This is a genomic window from Streptomyces sp. NRRL F-525, assembly GCF_000716605.1.
In the GTDB taxonomy this organism is placed as follows: domain Bacteria; phylum Actinomycetota; class Actinomycetes; order Streptomycetales; family Streptomycetaceae; genus Streptomyces.
Window position 1 is genome coordinate 52,553 of the sequence record NZ_JNXE01000024.1, and the last position, 18,030, is coordinate 70,582.

The window sequence follows — 18,030 nt, forward strand, 5'->3', positions numbered from 1 at the left end:
GCTGTTGGGGAGTTGGTTTCCGAAAACGGCTCGCTCGGCGACGAGGAGCTTTGAAGCGACAAGGCGGCAAGGCGGCAGCAGAGAGGGCCGAACCGGTGGCAGGCGTGAGACCCGTGAACGAATCAGTGGCCGCGCGTGTGCTCGGTGACGAACGTGTACCCGTCGGGCAGTTCCCAGCCGTCCGCCTTGCCGAGCCTGCGGCAGTACTCCCGAAAGGCCGATCGCTGAACCACGCTGGGCACATAACCCGGTTGCAGGCGGCGTAGATGACCGGGTACGAACTGGACGCCACGCAGCCCCGGGGCATCCGGTTCTGTACCTCCCCATGGGCGTATCACCCGCCGTCGGACGGGGCGATAGCCGATGAGAGGGATGGTCGGCTCCCCGCCTCGGGCCGGGAAGTGCGGCTGGCCCCAGACGTCGCGGCTGCCGAAGGCGGGTTCCAGGAGTCGTTCCGCGAACAGTTCCGCGACGGCAGATTCCAGTGCGTCGACCTGTGCGCGTGCTGGCTGCCGGCCGTAGACCGCGAGCGGGAGGACCGTCCGGTCCAGCAAGGCATGGCCGTCCGGGGTGAGCAGCCCGCAGCGGCGCACCGTGCGCATCACGAGCTGCCGAGGGTCGAGCCCGACCGCCGAGTCCCTATGACGGTCACTGCCCGGAACGTCCTCCCTGGTCACCACGCGAGGGTCGAAGCAGTGTCCGATCACACGGTCGCCGACGTGCACCGGTTCCTTGAGTGCTGTCGTGGCCACGCGAACCACCGTGCTGCCGCGGGACCAACGCAGTTCCAGCATCAGCCCCGGGAAGAAATCGCGGGGCCATGCGACCCCGGTCAACCGGCCGGTCTCGTCGCCGAGTTCGGCGACGACGTCCTGAAACGCCTCGTCCTCGTCCAACTCCCCTCCGAGGTGGGTGAGTTCGAGGCGGGTCGTAAAGCGCCGGCCGTGCGAGCCATGAAGTTCCCGCGCGACGTCCGCAGGCAGGGAGAACCGACTCTCGATGAGGTGGCCCAGCCGCAGGGGCGACCGCCAGACGATCTCCCTCGTGTCGGCCCGAAGCAGCTCGGTGGGACCGAGAGCGGCGTCGTCGGCAAGAGGCAGATAGACCGGGTCCACCTCCGGATCCGGCTCCGACGGCGCGCCGGCCGTGGACCTCCAACCACGTCCGGCCGGTATCAGAGGATCTCCGGGAGCTTCCGTGTCACCGGGGTGGTGGGACCGCCATATGCCGCCGCCCTCGAAGGCGTCATCGAGCGTGATGCGACAACCGTTCTCGAACATGCCTTGATCGCTGTCCCGTTGGACCACGTCGGCGAGCGTCACATTCGCCCGGCACACCGCTTTGGCGTACCCCACTCCCCTGAGCGGTTCCGCTGCCCGGGGAAACCCGCGAAGCAGTGGTCCGACCGCGGTGTACACGGTGACCGGGGAGGCGAGACCGTGGCGCCGCCTCGCCGGGGTGGCCGCGCGTTCCACCGCTGCCGTCAGAGACCTGAGGTCATCGCCGCCCAGGGGCCCCGTGTCACGCCAGCCCTCCGCCAAGGAGGTCCGGGTCATTGCGTAGTGACCCCATGTACGCAGCAGGTCGGAGGAGTTGACGACACCCCGCACCGTGTCGAGAAGACCGAGCAGACCGCGCCGGAGATCGTCGTCGTGGGTACCGCCGACCAGTTCGGCGAGGGAGACAGGGACGAAGGGACTCAGTAACTGCTCCCGAGCCGTCGTCAGAAGGTAGTCCGAGTAGGCCGTCAGGTCGTCGCACCGGGCCGCCTCCTGGGAGGGGTAACAGACGTCCACGACGACATGGCCGTCGCCATTGATCCAGCGTCGGCGGGTGCGTAAGCGGTGCAGCTGAGCCGGCGACAGGCTCAGAGCCGGGCCGAAGGCATGGAGGTCCGGGACCAGTAATTCCCGTCGTCGCGGAGCGTCGCGGTCACCTGACTCGGCCGGACCTTCGGCACCCGCGGGAGCCCCTGACACCCAGGCCGGTACGTCGCCGAGGGCACCCACTTCCGGGTGGGCACCCTCGCGGTAGACGATCTCGGCGTAGAGAGGATCCGACCCGGTGGCGACACACACCATGGCACCGACCGGGAGCACGGGAGCGCACTCGCCGAAGGTGATCACGGGGAAGTCGTCGAGGCGCAGCGGGCTGCCTCCGTAGCCGTCGCCTCCGAGGTCGTAGCCGAAGTACACGGCGTTGAAGGCGACGGTGGTGTGAACCGGCGCCGGGCGGGCCGTGACAACCGCTTCGAGATAACGCAGCAGCCGATCCCGTTCCTGGTCGGGTACGGCCTCGTAGCCCCCTGTCATCGCGGAGGTCAGAAGAGCCTGGGCGCCGTACGGATCAGGCACGTCCGTCCTGTCACGACGCACCGATGACGTCTCCGGTCCCCCACATTCGCCAACCGTTGCTGATACATACGGGTCCCCACCCATGGCACCTCCGCCGCACTACTGACCGCTGCGGTCCGGCGTGCGGTAATTCCCGCAGACTATGCCGTCCCATGGCATTCCGGAGGCACTTTCGTCACTTTGCGCTGATCGATAGTGACTCACATCGATCAGGGCAGCGCACCAATCGAACACCTTCGGTCGAATCTGTCAAAGGACGCCGCGCGGCGGCGCGGGCATCAGGCTGCGCCGTCGCACCGACGGCACCTGGTTCCGGGGGCCGGCGCTGTGTCGTCCGCGAGAACTCGGCACACAGCCCCCGCCACCCGTCACACCAGCCGCCTGATCTCCCCACGCACCCGGTAGAAACCGCCCGCGGAGGAATGCAGCACGTCCACCAAATAGCGCGCCCGAGGCTCCCGTATCAGTGCGCACAGCCTCGCGCAGCACGAACCGGCAGGTCAGGGGGCGGGAACACCCACTTGAGCGCCTCAAGCGGCAGACCTGGGCGCAGAAGCATGTGCCCGCAACGCACCCTTCACCCCGACCCCCGCCAAGTTCTTCGAGGGCGACCGGCAGATGGAGCAGGGCAAACACGGCCTCACCGACGACGACCAGAGGACGCCGTATCACCAAGAAGTAGTCCGCGAGTTACGCTGTCGGCCCCGCGATCGGAACAGATCGCGGGGCCGTCGCCTTGCCTGATCAGTCGCTCAACTGCCCGTTCCCTATTGCCGAAACGAAGGAGTTCCACCCGCCGACAGGGAACACAAGCACCGGCCCGTGGGGAACCTTGCTGTCCCGTACCGGGACGACAGCGGCGAAGTCGTCAGAGACCTCGACGCAAGCCCCACCGTCCTGGTTGCTGTAGCTGCTCTTACGCCAGGACGCGGCAGTCAGGTCGATGGATCGCACGTGACTTCCTCCAACATCTGCAGGATGAACTTCCGCGACTCCGCCGGGGAAAGCGCCAGGTCGCGCACCGCATCGTACGCCTTCTGCAAACTCACAACAGGGCCGGACTCCTCGATGAGTTCGCCCCGGTATCCATTCTCGGTATACGCGACGGTCCTGCCCTCCGGAAGGAGGAGATACCACATGTCGGCACTCACGAGACCGTGCAAACCCGCGCTCTGCAGAAGCACATGGACCGTCACGTTCGGCCGTTCGGCCGCTCGGCCACTTCGGCCACTTCGGCCACGTACTCCAACTGCCGCCGCCACTCCGCCTCGTCCCGCAACGGCGTCCGCAGTACCGCCTCCGACAGGATCGTCCGGAACGGCGGCGCGTCCTTCCCCACCAACAACTCCCGCCGCCCCATCCGGGCATCGACCTGCTGCTCAAGCTCCTTCCCCTCAAGCCCGCCCGCCGCCAACATCTCCCGCGCATACCCCGGCGTCTGCAACAACCCCGGCAGCACGCTCACCGCGAAGTGCCACAAGCTCACCGCCTCCGCCTCAAGCGCCATGTACCGCCGGTATCGCTCGCGGAACTGCGTATGGTCCCCGGCTGCCAGCTCCCACAACGCCAGCAACAGCCCCGGCGTCCCGTAGTGCGTGTCCAACGCCTGGACGACCTCCGGGCTGCCGAGCGTCTCGCCGTTCTCCATCTTGCCGAACAACGACCAGTCCCAGCCGAGCCGTTCACCGAGCGCCCTCAGGCTCAGCCCGCTCGCTTCCCGTAGCCTCCGCAACTCCTCGGCGAACCGCTGGCGGGGTTCCTGACTGCGGTCGGTGATGACGCGCCGTTGCGGCATACCGCTCCCTCCGGGACATGCGCGTAAGCGACGGGGAACGTGTGGAACCACCTCGGCGCGACGGGGAACCACCGCCCCGTCCACAACCCGGCCGCCCATCTCCGGCCGCTTCCTCGTAACGTCCGGACTACGCAGCGTAATTCACCCAGAACAGCCGAGTCAGGCAATCAGCGGAACCGCCTCACTGACAAAGCCCTGGCCGACAGGTCGATCTCCGCGTGAACGGAGGCGTTCCGCACGTGTAGCTGAGCGCAACCACTTGGCTTCACGAAGCCCTCAGCTCGGAACGAGCGTCATTTCAGCGTCAAGATATCGCCCGTAACGCCCACACCGCGCACAGGGCACACCCACAAAACAGCAGGTCAGGACAGCTTGGCGACCGGCTCCAGAATCGCCACACACTCCACATGATGAGTCATCGGAAAGACATCAGCCTGAGCGTGATCAAGAGAACGCGCAGGTCAGAGGCAGTTTTTCGGCTCTACCAGGAGGCGTCAGGAGGCGCGGAGCGTCAAACGAGCGTCACGGCGAGGAAGTGGTGATGCCGTACGGCGGAGCGCTGCAAGGCGGTACACCCGCTGCCGCGCTGGCCGCGGTCCGGATCAGCCGAGGCGCTCGTACGGGGTATCTGCGCGCGGCGAGCACGGAGCGCCCGTCCTATGTTGGCCCTCCCACCCGCATGCCGTCGAGTGGAGTTGGCGTGGTGAAGGATGCGTTGACGAAGCCGCAGGTCGACTTGCTCCGGCAGATCGCGGCCGCTTCGGGTGCGACGCCGATTCCGCCTGCCCGGATCCAGACCTCCTGGGCGCTGGAACAGCGTGGGCTGGTCAAAAGGACCTGGCGTGGCAGCGGGCACGTCGCCGTGGTCACTGGGGACGGCCGCTACTACCTCAAGCACGGCAGGCACCCTCGACAGGTGCGGGCCGAGAAGGAGCGGCTGGAGGGCGATGCCGCCCAGGCCGCGCGGGCTCCGGCCGATGGGGCCGAGTTGATCTCCCGGCTGCAGTCGGCTTCGGGGAAGATCACGGTTCCCGATCCTGCCGCGCAGACCCGGGGCCGGTGGCGTGCGGCGTACTACGACGCGCTCCACCATGGGCATGTCCCGGAAGGGCACAAGCTGCGGTGGAACGGCCGGCAGCGCGGCGACTGTGCCTTCACGCTGGTTGACGAGGGGGCCGAGAAGGCAGCCCAGCCTCCTGCGGTGCCGGCCATTGACGTACCGGAGCGCCTGGAGCATCCTCATCGTCTCGTTCGTGCGACGCGCAAGGCCCTCGGCCGGTCCCAGAACGTGATCGACACCCGGGGCGCACCGGAGGTCATCCCGCTGTATCTGTCACGCGCGCTCGGCGACCGTGCCCTGCGGATCATGCACGCGCTCCTGAGCGAGGCCGAGAACCGGGGCTACACGGTCGAGACGCAGACCGACCTGGAGCGCGGCGAAGCCGTGCACACGCTGGCCATCGTGATCCGGGGTCGGGCCTTTCCTCTCGTTCTCACGGAGCGGACGGCCAGGGTTCCGCACGAGCCGAGCCCGCAGGAACTCCGCCAGCAGGAGCGAAACCCCTGGACGCGTCTGCCCAAGTACGACGAGGAGTTCAACGGCCGCCTTGCCCTCGGCGCACCGGCCGGGACCCGGTATCAGCACTCGTACTCCTACAGTGACGGTGCGCGGTGGACGCTGGAGTCGCGTCTGGGACGCCTGCTGAACAATCTCGAACACCTCGCCGCGGAAGCCGAACGCCGGGACCGGGAGAGGGAACTGCGCGAGGCCGAGCAGCGGCGCGAGTGGTACGCGGCCGTGGCGCAGGCTCGCGAGCGGCAGATCGAGCAGTACCGCGCGGAGATCCTGCGCCAGCAGGTCCGGGCCTGGCGGGAGGCTGCCGAGATCCGTGCCTTCTGTCAGGCCGTCCGCGCCCGCGCCGGCCCTTCGCCGGTTGCCGCGGACGAGGCGGAGTGGCTGGAGTGGGCCGATGCGTTTGCGGCTCAACTCGATCCGCTCCAGGGGCCGTTGCGTGCGCCGCCGGATCCGCCGGCCCGGTCCGAGATTCTGCGTGAGCTGGCGAGGGTCGACGCCTACGCCTATCCGTGGCCGTTCGGCACCGACGGTCGCTGGACTCGTCCGGAAGACGATCCGGCCGGCTCGCCTGCATGATCCGGGCCTTTCCGGCCCGCACATGCCTTCGCCCTGTCCATGCAGGACAGGGGGAAGGATCGTTCATGCAGCGATGGTGAGCGGCGCGTCCAGGCGTTCCCAGGCTCCGAGGACCGCCTTGTGGGCGTCCGGCTGCAGGTGGGCGTAGCGCTGGGTGGTCTGGAAGCTCTCGTGGCCCAGGAGGTGCTGGACCTCGTAGAGCGAGACTCCCTTCTGGACCAGCCACGAGGCGCAGGTGTGGCGCATGGAGTGCGGCGGGTAGTGCGGGACGAGCTGCTGCTCGCCGTCACCGTCGAAGTAGTAGGAGCCGTCCACGGCGGGCCACCACGTCTGCCGGCGCCAGTTGCCGTCGCTGAGGAGGCGACCGGTGCGGCCCTTGGTGACGGTGGTGAACACCACGGCATCCCGGTCCAGGCGGTGGATGTGGCGTTCCAGGGTCTCCAGGACGTGGGGCGGAAGCGGGACCTCCCGGCGGCTCTTGGAGCTCTTGGGGTACTGCTTGATGCCGCTCTTGGTGTTGACCTCCACCACGAACAGGCGCGAGCGGCGCTGGTCGATGCGGTGGCGGTGCAGGCCGGAGAGTTCTCCCCAGCGCAGCCCGGTGTAGAAGCCGAGCAGGCACATCGTCCGCCAGGGGGCGGCGAGTTCGTCGAGGATGCTCTGCGCCTGGTCGAGTGTGAACCACTGCGGCGGCTTGACCGCGATCTGCGGGAGATCGATGCTGCGGCACGGGCTCACGGCGATCACGTCGTCGTCGACGGCCGCGCGCATGATGGAGGACGTCAGGTTGTAGGCCCGCTTGATCGCAGCGGCCCCCGCGCCCTTCTCGACCAGGGCGCGGATCCAGCTCTGGACGTCCATGCGGGTGATGGCCCGCATCTCCCAGTCCGCCCAGTGGGGCACATGACGTGGTTCTTGATGCTGGAGGCATCGCCGCGCAGCGTGTGGGGCTCGACGATCCGGGCGCTCCACCATCGGTCGTGCCACTCACGGAACGACGTCTCGCCGGCTCGCGGGTCGCGCATGACGCCGCGGGCGAACTGGGTCTCCAAGTCGAGTCCCCAGGCCCGCGCTTGGGTCTTGAGGGGGAATGACTCGCTGAACCGGTCTCCTGTCCGGTTGAGTACGGTCGCCTGCCAGTTGCCGGAATTCAGCTTGCGGAGGTACGAGGCTCTACTCCTTGTTCAACGGTGACGGGCCGCAATGGCCGAGGTCAGCGGCGGGCTGCCGGCGGTGCGACTGTCCGGCGGCTGATGAACTCGTCGAGACCGACCGCCGGGACCCGCACGCGGGAACGCCCCGGGCCGGTACGGAGATCGATGACCGGCAGGTCACCGGCGGCGATGAAGCGGTAGACGGTTCGGCGGTCGACGTCCAGGGCGGCGGCGACAACGGGAATGGACAGCAGGCGCGCGGGCATGGGTGAGTCCTTGACAGTGGGATGGGGCGGGCGCACGGCGAGTCGACAGCCGGGCCATCAGCCGGTGCAGGGGCGAAGGTCAACCAGCCGCTTCGGGCAGCGGGACCAGGCCATGGAGCATGGGTGTGCTACGTGAGGGCGTCGTTGCGGTGAACGCACGCAACGCTCATGAGGGGAAAGGCGAGCGCCGCCAGCGCTCTGGACGGGGGCCAGAGCGCCGGGCGAGAGCGGCTAGTTGGATACGTCCGAAAGGGCCGACCCCGTGGACAAGTGTTCTCGGTCGGTTTCGGTGTTCTCCGTGCGGAAGCAGTACGGGTACCGCAGCGCAAGCCACCTCGGGGTCACGCCGGCCCACTCGGCAACCGTGACGGACGGGATGCCCATCCTCAGCCACTTCACCAGGCAAGAATCACGGAGGATGGCAATGGGCTCCCCCAGGCGCCACGCGTACAGGTCATCCCGCGGCAGGACAGCCTGTTGAGCCTGCTCCCAGATCCGCTTGTAGCTGGACGTCAGGAGCGGCCCACCTCCCGTGCCTGGAAACAGCAGGTCGTCCATCTGCAGGCCAGCGTCGCTGATCCACTCGCGGAGGAACTCCACGGACTGCGGCTGGAGGGGTATCACCCTCGCCTTCCCCCTGCGACGGACCGTCAACTTACCCCCGTCGCCCTCCGGGAGCGCCACATCGCTCACACGCAGAGCGCGAGCCTCACGCGCGAACAGAGCCTGCTCGGCCACGGTACGCATGAAGGGGTACACCGAGCGATTGCCACCCGCCGTCCCATGAATCGACTCAAGCAGAGATCCAACCTGCTCCTCGGAAAGCAACCACTCTTCTTCCACGACTTCGACGTACACGGCTTTGAACTCCTCAGGAACGGCAATTGAATGCACCACGCGCAGATCAGCGCGACAGGTTCAATGGTCTGCAGAACCGCCGGTTTGGCCAACCGGCGATCGTCGGCTATGTTGCCCCCGCCCCCGCGCTCCCGGAATCCAACTGCACACAGGAACAGCGGGGCCCAACCGCACTTCCCCGAACCGCTCTAGGTTTGCTTGCTTCGCCGCGTTCTTCCAGTCCGTTGCGCACCCAATGTGTCTGCCGTCGGCGAATCAACGCACCCAAGCAATGGGGAGGAGCACCACTGCAAGCCCGCTAGCCGGGCTGCCGAGTCCAAGGAACAGAGCAGGCGCCTTCTAAGCGCCTGCTCTATCCATCGCGACCTTGGACGCCTCGTACCCCGTCAATCACTTCTGGCAGACTGGTGAGTGGGCCACACCGTATGAACTCACCGAACGCCGCGGGTTGTCGGACCGTTACTTTCATCCGGGCTGCCCGACTTGGCCGAGCGCGCGGTGCAACGCGGACTGCATACGACGTGGGCACCGTCCAGTCCGACATAGACGTGGTCCCCAGACTCACCTCAGGTGGTACGCCGGTTAGCGATGCCCTCGCGCGCTTCCTTGGCCGCCGCCTCCCACTGGGCCGCCGCCTTGGCGGCCTCGGCGGTCTTCTCTGCCGCGGACGTCGTGAAGGAGTTGAATCCGGTGGTTGCTGTACCCCGGCTCATGTTGTACCGGGTTCAGCCACATGAGCCGTTGCAGCAGAAGCCGTCGCCGTTGCGGTATTCGCCGAGGTCCCCCTCCGCGACGTCATCGGCGAAGCAAACGGGGTCGTTGCGCAGGTTCGCCGTGTCCTAGTACTCCAGTTGCACTTCTCCATATGCCCTGGTCAGGTGGCTCCTTTGGAGTGTAAATGGCTGACGCCCCGTCAGAGTGGTGGCGGTTCGTGACTCACCCGATCGGGGTGCGTGCGGCGCTGATAGTGGCAGCGGCGGGCGACGCCCTGGTGGCGTCGGCGCCAGCGAGACCAGTGGAGACGGCGCCTGGGTGATTGGTGCCGGGCTGCGGAGGAATGGGCAAGGTCCAACAGCCCTCGAATTTCTGCCACGGTGAGGGGACCGAGGCTGCTCGACCCGTTTCTCCGGCCCCTTTTTTAAGGGCATGGGCGGTCATCGCCGCCAGGAAGGCGCGCGAGCATGGCCAGCGTGATGTGGCGGTACCAGCCGACGTAGCGGCGGACTTCGTACTGGTTCAGGCCACATTCGTTCTTCGCGGCCTGGAAGCACTCCTCAATGGCCCACCGGAAACCGGCGACCCGGACGAGTTCGGCTACCGTGACGTCTGCCTGGGCGAAGGCGAGGTAGTAGGCGATCTCCTCGGGACGCGCCAGGCTGCGGCGGGCCAGGACCCAGCGGTAGTGGGTGTGATCGCAACCGTCAATGGTGGGCAGCTTGGCCGCGGCCCAGTCGTAGACCCGCGGCCCCTTCACCCCGTCCCCGCAGGAGATCCGCTCCCACCCCTCGGGGGGCGCCGGCCAGGACATGGTCGATGCGCCAGCTGCCCGCCGGGGACTTGACCTGCTGGGACTTGGGCACGGCCAGGACGTATGCCACGCGGGCCTCCTCCAGCATCTGCCGGAAGTGTCACTCCTGTCCGTAGGCCGCATCGGCGGTCACCCAGGTGATCGGCAGATCCACCTCAAGAACCAAAAGTCCGGGGCGAGCCTGAATCCCGAGCACATAGCTCTCTTCCAAGAAGTAGACGGCCAGACGCCTTACTTCTCTGCATTCTTTCATCCCAGATCCCATTCGATGGGCGTGTGATTTCCGGTACTCTTTCGCGTGACGGGATTCCCGAACGAGTCGATTCGCTCCCCGTCGGCATTCCTCATTTCGACGTGCGGGTCACTGCTTCCCGGAGCTCTGTCAGTGCCCTTCTTGATGGTGAGTCGGGTTTGGGCGTTAGCCGAGACCGATCGAGTCGCCGGTATCACGCGGCGCCGGTTGGCGCGGCATGGGACCGCTCGGTTCGCCGGCCTTCGAGGCGTTGAACTGCTCAATGATCAGAGAATTCGACTGCCGTTCACGCCTCCTGGTGGGGAAGTAGGTTTGGAGGGCACGTGTCCGGGCGCGCCAGTGCCCACTGCATAGCCTTCAGCGCCATGTCATCGAATCCTCCGTCGAACGCCTCCACCTGGACATCATCCGCCAAGAACTCACCCATGGATTCATGGAAAATGAAAGAAAAATGCCTCTTCCTGACCCATTTGGATTCCGGGAACCTCGCCTTATTTTGCTCCTGAAGCGTATCGAACCAGTTCGATCCGATCACTTCATAAACTCCGTAGGAGCAATTGCCGTAGAGTGCATGCCCAATCAGCGCCTCATCGTTCGGATATCCGAACTTCATTTGCATGCACCCGGAAAAACGAACCACTGCAGGCTTCCGTTCCGTGTTCATGATGAGAACACTGCACGAATACTCATCCGTGAGCACCATGCCGCCACCTGTGGTGGATACTTCCATGCCAAGGTTGATTTCTCGCAATCGAACGAGATTCATTTCTCCCTCTCCGTAAACCGTCCGGCCGCCCGCCGGTAGCTGCCGATCAAGCGATTGGTCCAGCATATGACACGCCGCCCACCCGGCAGATCCCCACCGGCACCGCCCTCACGCTGCGGCGGGAGTGAGTACGGATCGCCAACCCGAGCACGCAACCCAGCGGCATCCGCCTTACGGCGGAGTAACCCCTACCAGACAGGGCGGCGGTGCCGAAATGACTCGGACCCTCCAGCGGTCAGCTCCAGAGGATCCGAGTCCAGCACTACCCTTCCTCCATGTCGATTTCTGCCTCAATTTCCGCTTCTTCCGCCGCCATATTGGCCTGGGCCTGCGCCCGAGCAATCGCCTGCGCTTTAGCCGCATCAGCCTCGACGTTATCCAGAGAGACCTCATCGATGACGTTCGAGTCCTTCATCGAACGAGTTATCGCAATCCTTTGGGACGGTAGCTCGTCACCCAAAACCGAGACCTCGTTCAAACGTTTAAGTTCATTCGCTGTCGGATCGCGATACACAACATTCGTCGGCAGCTTGCCAGCCATGACGATCGCAGTGAACCTTCTATTGCTCAGCGATACGCTGACGTCACCCATCTTGAACGCTTCTACCTGAATGTCATCGACATTCACCTCACCGTTCTTTATACCGCCGGCAAGGGATTCGATGGACATGTACTTTCGCCCGTCGACGACTACCGGAGCACTGAAGTTAGGACCCACCCGTGCTTGACCGAACGCCCAGGCGCCAGCTGCGGCTGCGGCAACTCCGGAAGCCTGCTTTACTGCCCGGGCTTCTTTGACGGCACGCTCGGCACGCTGTTGAGCTGCGTAGTCCTGGTGGAGACGAGTGAGCGCCTGGGACCGGGACTCGCGGCGTCCGTTTTGGTAGTAGTGTCCATTCCTCTCGGTGGGGCCACCGGAATCTGAGGGGTTGACGGGTCCGGTCGTAACGTAGCGCTTGGGGTTGCTCTTGCTGGTACCGGTGCCCCCTATGGGGTAACCGACGCCGCACAGGTCGGCGAAGCACAGCCCGGTGGGGTCGCTTTCGGTGACGGGGGCGTCGCCGGCGTAGGTGTAGCCGCCGAGTTCTTGGGGGCTGGTGGCTTCGAAGAGGGGATCGAGGCTGATGAAGCGGCCAAGGGAAGGGTCGTATTCGCGGGCGCCGATGTCGGTGAGGCCGGTGGTGGTGTCGGTGGTTTTGTTGAGGAAGGTGCGGTTGTCGGCCCAGGTGGTCGTGGTGCCGCGGGTGTTGCCGTAGGGGTCGAACTGGCGCCAGGTGGGGGTCTGGGCGGTGTAGTCGAGGTAGAGGCTGTTGGTTCCGTGCTGGTCTGCGGCGAGTTCGAAGCCGTAGTTGGTGCCGGTGCCGGTGCGGACGATGGTGGTGCCACCGGTGGCGCTGTAGTAGCGCACGCCGGTGGCGGTGCCGGCGGCGTCGTTGAGGGTGATCTGTTCGCTGCCGAGATAGAGGGTGACGGTGGTGGGGTCGGTCTGCAGCAGGAGGTTGCCGTCGGCGTCGTAGATGTAGCTGGTGGCGGTGCCGGTGGTGCTGTTGGAGACGCTGGTCAGCTGTTCGGCGTTGTTCCAGAGGAGGGTCTGGTCGCCGGTGCTGGTGTCGCGGGTGGTGGTGTTTCCGGCGGCGTCGTAGCCGTAGCTGGTCGAGCCGGTCGAGCCGCCCGTGGTGGTGGTGCCGGTCATCGTGTTGGGCTGGCTACTGGACCAGCCGCTGGTGGTGAGGGTGTCGCTGCCGGTGCCGGAGACGGTGTGCTGGGTCTGGGTGAGCCGGTTGCCGATGTCGTCGTAGGTCCAGCTGGTCCAGTAGGTTCCGCCGGTGATGCCGTCTCCGACGGTGCTGTGGTCACTGCTGGTGGGGGTGGTGTCGCAGGTGTCGGTGGCGGTTGACGCCGTGGTCCAGGCGGAGGTGAGGCGGTCGAGGGTGTCGTAGGTGTAGCACTGGGTTTCGGCCGTGGTGCTGGAGCCGGAGCGGGTCTCGGTCTGGTGGGTGATGTTGCCGGAGAGGTCGTAGGTGTATGCGGTCTCGTCGATGGTGGCGGGGGTGGTGGTGGAGCGGGTGACGAGTTGGTCCTTCAGGTCCTCGGTGTGTGCGTCGTAGCCGTCGGTGACGGTGGCGTAGGAGGTGGAGGAGCCGAGCTGGACCTGGGCGACCTGGTTATAGGCGCTGTAGGTGGTGCCTTGGACGTAACCGTAGGAGGTGGTGGCCAGGCCGTAGGGCTGGCCATCGTTGTTGTAGGTGTGGGTGACGGTCTCGGCCGGCAGCCCGCCGCCGGAGCCGTAGGCGTCGGTCCACAGCAGCCCGTTGACGCTGGTGTAGGAGTGGGTGATCTTCCAGGTCTTGCCCAGCACGGTGCCCTGAGCGCCGGGGGGAATGATCGTCTCCTCGCCCAGTGACTCGCCGAAAACGTTGAAGTTCACGGCCTGCTTCACGTAGGCGTAGCCGCCGCTGTAGGAGGTGTCAGTGGTGACGTGCCCGACCGGGTAGGTCATGCTGGAAATAGCGGCGTTGGCGTTGTCGTAGACCCAGGCCGCGGTCTGGTTGCCCGGTGAGCTGGTCGAGCTGTAGGCGACCTGGGCGGAGGTGGCTGCGTCGTACTGGCCGGTTTTGCGGTCGAGGGCGTCGTAGGTGTAGGAGACGTACTGGCCGCGGGAGTCCTTGGTCTGCAGCAGGTTGCCGTCCGCGTCATACACCATGTTCGAGGTGCCGGCGGTCGGGTCGCTCTTGGAGGCCACTTCTCCGGCCAAGTCATAGGTGCTGGTCCACACCTGGTTCTTGGCGTCGGTGGTGGTGGACTGCTGGCCGTGGCCGTCGTAGCCATAGGTGGTGGCGTTGGTGGTGCCGCCGCTGACGTAGAAGGTCCCGGTAGTGGTGTTCAGCGGTGTGGTCAGCGTCGGCGCGGCGGTGTATTCGTCGAGTTCGCTGGTGCGGCCGAGCGCATCCGTGCGGGTGGTCTGGGTAACGCCGCCCTTGGGCGGGATGATGGTGGTGGCGTCACCGTTGTACACCGTGGTGCTGGTCGAGACGACCGAACCGTTCTTCTCGGAGGTGTCGTAGACCTGCTGGCCGAGCCCGTCGTATGTGTACACGTCCTGGATGGGGACGTTGGTGTCGGGTATTGAGTCCAGGGCCAGCGTGGGGGTGGTGGTGGAGTCCCAGTAGCCGGTGTTCTTCTTGGCCACCCAGCCGCGCGAGTCGTAGAGGGTGTCGTCGATGAGACGGCCGCCCTGGGGGGTGTAGGTCTGGGTCTGACGGGCGCGGCCGAGGGAGTCCTCGATGCTGACCGAGGTGAGGTAGCCGCTGTTGTCGTTGAGGGTGTTGGTCACCACGCCCGAGAGAGAGCTGTCGGACAGGGTGTAGGCGTAGGTGAGGTTCGCCAGCGAGCTGGTGGCGCGGGAGTCCTTCCACACCGATGTAGCCCGCCCCAGCGCGTCGTACTGGGCGGTGGTCACCACGTGGTTGGCGTCGGTCTCGGTGAGGGACAATCCCCGTTCCGGGTCGAACGTCGAGCTGCTGGTGTGGGCGACCCCGCCTACTGTGGGCTCGGTGACGGTCTGTCCGGTGGTGAGGTAGGCGGAGTTGACCGTGTAGCTGGTTGTGGTGGTGTTGCCGTTGCCGCTGGTGATGCTGGCTAGGCGGTGGTACGTGCTGTCGTAAGTGTTCTGCGCGTTGGTCCGCCAAGTGAACGCGCCCGTGCCGTAGTCGGTGGCCTTGCGGGTCATCGTGACGAGGCCCATTGTCGGGGCGCTGGCCTGCGGGAACGTGGTGGAGAAACTGGTGTCGTCGTAGAACGTCCGGGTCGCGGAGACCACCTGGTCGGGGCGGTTGACGCTCGTGGGCGCGCCAAGGGTGTTCAGCCCGCTGGGAACGGAGGAAGTGGATCCCTCGGTGAAGCCGGAGCAAGCCACCGAGTCCGCTTCCGTCGCGGCGACAAGACCGACGATGTTGGCGCTTGCGTTGGCCGGGGCGTAGGTGGTGGCGGTGCACTGATCGTAGGCGGAGTCGGCCGGCACGGTGTGCTCGTAACTGTAGGTCGGCAGACCGAAGTCGTCGTCAGAGCGGGTGGCGTCGTACGTGGTGTCGGTCTCGGTGTAGCGCCAGGTGGTGGTGCCGCCGTCGGTCAGCCGCTGGCGGGTCCACTGCTCGGCAGTTGCTGTCGCGTTGGCGGTCAGGTCCGGCAGGCCGGAGCGGGTGCGGGTCGCGGTCGCGGCGGAGATCCAGTACGAGGAGATGCTGGAGTTGTCGACACCACCGCCGTTGCCGAGGTAGGAGGTGGACTCAAGTATCCGCCCGGCGAGTTGAGCGGAGTCGGTGTGGCTGCCGCCCTGTGAGTCGGTCAGTGACACGTTCCTGGTCGAGGTGGACGACAGCCAGTCGCCGTCCATGCCCTGGTAGTAGGAATCGACCTGCTTGGTCTGGGCGTCACCGGCGCCGTTGCCGGTGGTGGTGGTCATCTTCTGGTAGCCGCGCCACTGCCCGTAGGTGCGGTATTTGGCCTTGGTGTTCTCATCGTCGTCGTAATGCCAGGCCGCACCGCTGTACGAGTAGTCGGTCTCCTTTGTCGCCGAGCCACCAGTGACGTCGGTCTCCAGCACCTCCTGGACCGCGTACTTGTTGAACCAGTCCAGCATCGGGCTGACGTAGCCACTGGGCGTCCAGTACTCCGGGAAACAGGACGCGGTGTTCGACGAGGGAGTCGCCGAGGTCGAGCACGCGGTCGGCAGTGTGTAGGAGATCCCGGTCACCCCGCCCAGCTCGCTGGTGATCGCGGTGATGCGGTAGCGGAACAGGCCAGGGTAGGTGGAAGTGTCCACCCGGTTCTCCAGCGCCGAGCCGGTGAACTTCACCGCCGGCATGGTGATCGAGGAGGTCGAGCCACCAGCGGTGGTGTCCGAGCCAGTGCGCTGGATGGAGGACAGCCACAGTGTTGCGCTAGTCGCGTCGCCCGTCGACGGCTCCGTCTGCGTCAGCACGTAGGAGTCGACCGTCACATAGGCGCTTGAGGAGGCCGAGTACTGCTGCGTGGTGATCGAGGTCAGGCGGGTGGTGGAGAAGTACGACGGCGCATATGCGCTGCACGTCGCTCCGGATGAGCAGACCAAGTCGTAGGGGATGTCGGGGTAGTAAGAGGCGTTGGAAGAACTCTCTGAACTACCGCAGTTGGCGCTGGTGGACGTGCAGCGCACAGAGGTGCCGTAGACGATCTTGTCGGGGACGGTGCCGTAGGGGCCGGTGGCGGTGGTGAAGCCGTAGTCGATGTGCACGAGGTAGGAGTCGCGCACGTACTTGACCTCGGAGGCTCCGCTGTAGGCGCCGTAGTAGTTGATGTCCTGCTTGTAGTAGTAGGCCATCGCGTCGCCGGTGGGGGTGGTGACGTAGTCCAGGTGCCATTTGTAGGCCATGGTGCAGTAGCTGCTGGTGGCCGTGGAGTTGTAGCAGGGGTCGCTGGAATGGGCGGAGTACACGCGCTCGGAGTCCACCGAGTTCGTCGCGTCGTTGCCGGAGGCCCAGCCGGGGAGTTCATTGCGGCCGAAGTAGTACTTGGTGCCGTCCCGCTCCGTGATCACCCAGTACGACGTGTCGTAGGTACCCGATCCGTTCGACGAGCCGGTCACCTTGGTGACCGTCGCACCGTTGTCATTGGACAGCTTGTAGGCGGACGTGTCCTTGTCGTAGACGATCGAGGTCGACGATCCGTTGAGGGACATGGTCAGGATCGGGCCGTCGTAACACTCGTCCAAGGTGGTCACCGAACCAGCACTGCCCTCCGGGGAGTCGCCGCACGGGGTGAACGCCTGGCCGATGAAGGAGTCCTGGGTGCTCCAGCCATCGCCTACCCACGACGACTGGGCCTGGGTGTTGGGGGTCTTCCCGTCGACGCTGCCGGAGTCGTAGGACAGTGACGCATCAGGCGCCAGCAATGTCGACGCCGCTGGCGATTCCACCTTGTAGGTGTAGGTGAAGTCGCCCGACGAACCCGACTGGCCCCAGGAGCCCGCGGACGACAGGGTCGAGGCGTAGTTTCCTCCGGCTCCGCCTTCCTGCCCGGTGGAGTCGGTGGCCGCGATGACGGTGGCCGCGCCGGAGGTCGAGGCTGTCTGGGCCGTCGCGGACTTGGAGGCCGCGCCGGTGTAGACAGCCGGAGACGCCGATCCCGCTGCGGCCTGGCTGACGCTGGTGGAGGCGGCGCTCTTGACTGAGCCGGTACTGCCGAGCGTGAGGTCCGCGGATACGGCTGTGTCGTTGGGGTCATTGAGGGATGTCAGGGGTGTCTGCTTGCGGCACTGGGCGAGTTGAGGGGTTGTGAGCGCGCAGGCGGGGAGTGTCACCAGTCGCAGACGGGAGGCGTAGTTGCCGCCGACGGCCTGGCGGAAGGCGCCGTAGTCCAGGCCCACTGTCACTCGGCCCGAGCCAGATGCACCGGCACCGGCGCTCTGGCTACTGGCGAGGGACCAGACCGGGCCGGACACACCCAGCCGGGTGGACAGGGTCCGCGACTGCACCGAGACCCCCAGTGTGGTCGGGCCCGTGTAGGTGCCCTTGCTGGGTGCTACTGCCTGCGCCCAGACCGGTGTTCCCGACGCGGTGGCCTTGGAGCCTGCGGTCGCCGAGTGCTTCGGTGCTGTGAGTTTCAGAGTCCCTGTCTTGGCGGTCGGCCACGCCGTCTGGGTCGGTACGGCTGTGTGCCGGGTGGCGTCGGAGAGGTGCACGCTCTTGTGCGGAACGGGCTTCAGGCCGGTGACTGAGCGGCCGAGGTCCGCCTTCGCGTTCGTAGTGGACGTGGTGGACGGTGTCAGCGCGGTCGCGGTCGATCCGAAGGCCAGGCTCAGGCACAGGGACCAGGCCAGTACCGCGGCCCACCCGACCAGAAGCCTCCCGGCCATGCGCCGGTATCG

Annotated in this window: 9 protein-coding genes and 2 pseudogenes; 1 reads left to right on the forward strand and 10 read right to left on the reverse strand. The window is 66.2% G+C overall.

What is annotated here, in order from left to right:
- Positions 1 to 122 precede the first annotated feature (122 nt).
- The 3 genes and pseudogenes from OO69_RS29865 to OO69_RS48985 all read right to left on the reverse strand — a co-directional run bounded on the left by OO69_RS29865 (position 123) and on the right by OO69_RS48985 (position 4,149).
- Complete coding sequence (locus tag OO69_RS29865; protein ID WP_234444558.1) at positions 123 to 2,354, reverse strand: hypothetical protein; 2,232 nt, start codon at positions 2,352 to 2,354, stop codon at positions 123 to 125.
- A 744-nt stretch (positions 2,355 to 3,098) separates the two neighbouring features.
- On the reverse strand, positions 3,099 to 3,308 hold the full coding sequence (locus tag OO69_RS50490) for a DUF397 domain-containing protein (RefSeq protein WP_078652619.1): 210 nt from the start codon (positions 3,306 to 3,308) through the stop codon (positions 3,099 to 3,101).
- Positions 3,290 to 4,149 (reverse strand): annotated as a pseudogene (locus OO69_RS48985) (helix-turn-helix domain-containing protein). Before OO69_RS48985 ends, OO69_RS50490 begins: the two are co-directional and overlap by 19 nt.
- A gap of 700 nt (positions 4,150 to 4,849) precedes the next feature.
- Between OO69_RS48985 and OO69_RS29875 the strand changes: the two are divergent.
- Positions 4,850 to 6,301 (forward strand): hypothetical protein, encoded by a 1,452-nt coding sequence (locus OO69_RS29875; RefSeq protein ID WP_234444559.1) that lies wholly within the window; start codon positions 4,850 to 4,852, stop codon positions 6,299 to 6,301.
- A 63-nt stretch (positions 6,302 to 6,364) separates the two neighbouring features.
- Here OO69_RS29875 and OO69_RS48990 read toward each other — a convergent pair whose 3' ends face one another.
- From OO69_RS48990 to OO69_RS29900, 7 genes and pseudogenes are all read right to left on the reverse strand, one after another.
- Positions 6,365 to 7,204, reverse strand: a complete 840-nt coding sequence (locus OO69_RS48990; protein ID WP_234444560.1) for a tyrosine-type recombinase/integrase — start codon at positions 7,202 to 7,204, stop codon at positions 6,365 to 6,367.
- 310 nt (positions 7,205 to 7,514) lie between these two features.
- Entirely contained in the window at positions 7,515 to 7,721 is a 207-nt protein-coding gene (locus tag OO69_RS29885; protein WP_033283943.1) for a helix-turn-helix domain-containing protein, read from the reverse strand.
- Between the two features lie 231 nt (positions 7,722 to 7,952).
- A complete protein-coding gene (locus OO69_RS29890; protein ID WP_033283944.1) occupies positions 7,953 to 8,579 on the reverse strand; it encodes a tyrosine-type recombinase/integrase in 627 nt (208 codons plus the stop codon).
- A gap of 566 nt (positions 8,580 to 9,145) precedes the next feature.
- Positions 9,146 to 9,292: a hypothetical protein gene (locus OO69_RS52065; protein WP_158713437.1), complete on the reverse strand. Its 147-nt coding sequence runs from the start codon at positions 9,290 to 9,292 to the stop codon at positions 9,146 to 9,148.
- Positions 9,293 to 9,632: 340 nt separating this feature from the next.
- A pseudogene (locus OO69_RS53940) lies at positions 9,633 to 10,255 on the reverse strand (IS701 family transposase); the annotation flags it as partial.
- 391 nt (positions 10,256 to 10,646) lie between these two features.
- Positions 10,647 to 11,126: a hypothetical protein gene (locus OO69_RS52070; protein WP_158713438.1), complete on the reverse strand. Its 480-nt coding sequence runs from the start codon at positions 11,124 to 11,126 to the stop codon at positions 10,647 to 10,649.
- A 262-nt stretch (positions 11,127 to 11,388) separates the two neighbouring features.
- Entirely contained in the window at positions 11,389 to 18,018 is a 6,630-nt protein-coding gene (locus tag OO69_RS29900) for an RHS repeat domain-containing protein (protein ID WP_051801270.1), read from the reverse strand.
- Positions 18,019 to 18,030 lie beyond the last annotated feature (12 nt).